General features: G+C 57.3%; 2 protein-coding genes. One reads left to right on the top strand and one right to left on the bottom strand.

Annotation, left to right across the window (positions count from 1 at the left end; all coding sequences use genetic code 11):
- Positions 1–539: cytosine permease (locus tag AC1DH9_RS26610; RefSeq protein ID WP_477809104.1), on the bottom strand; the 539-nt coding region annotated here is incomplete at its 3' end.
- A gap of 622 nt (positions 540–1,161) precedes the next feature.
- Here AC1DH9_RS26610 and hydA point away from each other — a divergent pair.
- Positions 1,162–2,601 carry a dihydropyrimidinase gene (gene hydA, locus AC1DH9_RS26605; protein WP_427539301.1) on the top strand — a complete coding sequence of 480 codons (1,440 nt, stop codon included), beginning with the start codon at positions 1,162–1,164 and terminating at the stop codon, positions 2,599–2,601.
- Positions 2,602–2,774 lie beyond the last annotated feature (173 nt).

Below are 2,774 nucleotides of genomic sequence, written 5' to 3'. Positions count from 1 at the left end.
ACCCACAGGTTCAGCGTCCAGAACATCATGAAGCCGATCACTTCGCCGGTGCCCCCGAGGGATTTCCAGCCCTCGAAAACCGAGCCGAGAAACAGGTGAATCGCCAGCCCGCCAAACATCGTCTGGATACCGAACCAGCCGCAGGCCACCAGCGCGCGGATCAGGCACGGCACGTTGGAACCGATCACCCCGAACGATGAACGCAGCAACACCGGAAAGGGAATCCCGTACTTGGTTCCCGCAAAGGCGTTAAGGGTCAGTGGAATCAGCACAATGACGTTGGCCAGCAGAATCGCCAGCAGCGCTTCGCCAACGCTCAGGCCAAAGTACGCGGTAAGCACCCCGCCGAGGGTGTAAGTCGGCACACACACCGACATGCCGATCCACAACGCGGTGATGTGCCATTTGTTCCAGGTTCGTTCGTGCACCTTGGTCGGCGCAATGTCGTGGTYGTATCGGGGACTGTCGAGGACGTCACTGCCGGCGTCCAGTTCGTACAACCCTTCGCGCTCGGTGACTTGCGATCTGTTCTGTTGCATGGCCGCTCCACTGTTTTTTTGATTATTTTGCTCATCGGGCTGGCCTGCGGTTTAACCACAAGCCGGACGATGGCCGGAGAACTTACGACTTTTACCGGCCGGCCAAGGTGTCAGCGGCAGCAATCAATAAACATGCCGGAGGCTTTGCTGACGACCTTTGCGCGCCGGTAAAATCCATGTAAACAACTGATGTTCATCAGTTTTATTCAAACAACAATCAAGCCCGCGAAGACTTGTCCGGGCACTCAGGCAAAATGCCGGGCAAGTTGTCCGAGCCGTCAGGGCTCAATCTGGTGCGTTACATTTATTTTGTATTTTTTCTGTCAGCCACAGGCGCACCTCAAATAGCTGATTTCACATAGGAAATCTTGACCATATTTCGATCCTGTCAAGTGCGTCAAAATGGTGAGAGACCTCACCATTTTGGTGTTTTGTATTTTTAATCGTTAAATTTCAACAAGTTAATATCGATATAAGCTTATAAAAAATATTCTTGCCCAATCCGATATCTCCAGCTAGCGTTTATTCCTGACAGCGCTGACAGGAATACCACTTCCTTAGCCTGCTACATATAAAACACTTAGAACCGGCATAAGCCAGTCAAGCCTGCGAGGAACTCGGAATGTCTCTGTTGATCCGTGGCGCCACCGTTATTACCCATGATGAAAGTTATCGCGCCGATGTCTTGTGCGCCGACGGCGTGATCAAAGCCATCGGCAACAACCTCGATACTCCCGCCGGCTGCGAAGTACTCGACGGCAGCGGCCAATACCTGATGCCCGGCGGCATCGACCCGCACACGCACATGCAACTGCCCTTCATGGGCACCGTGGCCAGCGAAGACTTCTTCAGCGGCACGGCGGCGGGTCTGGCGGGTGGTACCACGTCGATCATCGATTTCGTGATTCCCAATCCGCAGCAATCGCTGCTGGAAGCTTTCCATCAGTGGCGTGGCTGGGCTGAGAAATCAGCCTCCGACTATGGCTTTCACGTCGCCATCACCTGGTGGAGCGAACAGGTTCGCGAAGAAATGGCCGAGTTGGTCAGCCACCATGGGGTCAACAGCTTCAAGCATTTCATGGCGTATAAAAACGCGATCATGGCGGCCGACGACACGCTGGTCGCGAGTTTCGAGCGCTGCCTGGAGCTCGGTGCCGTGCCGACCGTGCACGCGGAAAACGGCGAGTTGGTCTATCACCTGCAACGCAAGTTGATGGCCCAGGGCATCACCGGGCCTGAAGCGCATCCGCTGTCGCGACCGTCCCAGGTTGAAGGTGAAGCCGCGAGCCGGGCGATCCGTATCGCTGAAACGCTTGGTACGCCGCTGTACCTGGTCCACGTCTCGACCAAGGAAGCGCTGGATGAAATCACCTACGCCCGCAGCAAGGGCCAACCGGTCTACGGCGAAGTGCTGGCCGGGCACTTGCTGCTGGATGACAGCGTCTACCAGCACCCGGATTGGCAAACCGCCGCCGGCTACGTGATGAGCCCGCCCTTCCGTCCGCGCGGCCACCAGGAAGCGCTTTGGCACGGCCTGCAATCGGGCAACCTGCACACCACCGCCACTGACCACTGCTGTTTCTGTGCCGAACAGAAAGCCGCGGGTCGTGACGACTTCAGCAAAATCCCCAACGGCACGGCCGGCATCGAAGACCGCATGGCGGTGCTGTGGGATGAAGGGGTCAACACCGGGCGCCTGTCGATGCAGGACTTCGTTGCGCTGACCTCTACCAACACCGCAAAAATCTTCAATCTCTACCCGCGCAAAGGCTCGATCCGTGTCGGCGCCGATGCCGACCTGGTGCTGTGGGACCCGCAAGGTACACGCACCATTTCTGCCAAGACCCATCACCAAAACGTCGACTTCAACATCTTTGAAGGCAAGACCGTGCGCGGTGTGCCCAGCCACACCATCAGTCAGGGTCGACTGGTCTGGGCCAACGGCGACCTGCGTGCCGAACGCGGTGCCGGGCGCTACATAGAACGCCCGGCGTACCCGGCGGTGTTCGATTTGCTGAGCAAGCGCGCTGAGTTGCACAAGCCGACGGCTGTGAAACGCTGAAAGCGGCCTTCGGCCTATCGCGAGCAGGCTCGCTCCCACAAGGGAACGCATTTCAAATGTGGGAGCGAGCCTGCTCGCAATGGCGTCATCACTGACTACAAAAAACACTGCCCATCAGAGGCAGTACCTCAAATAACCGTGAGGCCAACATCGTGATCAAGACTCTGAGCCAC

Source organism: Pseudomonas sp. 05T35 (assembly GCF_056396605.1).
This window is presented reverse-complemented; position numbering and strand designations above follow the sequence as displayed.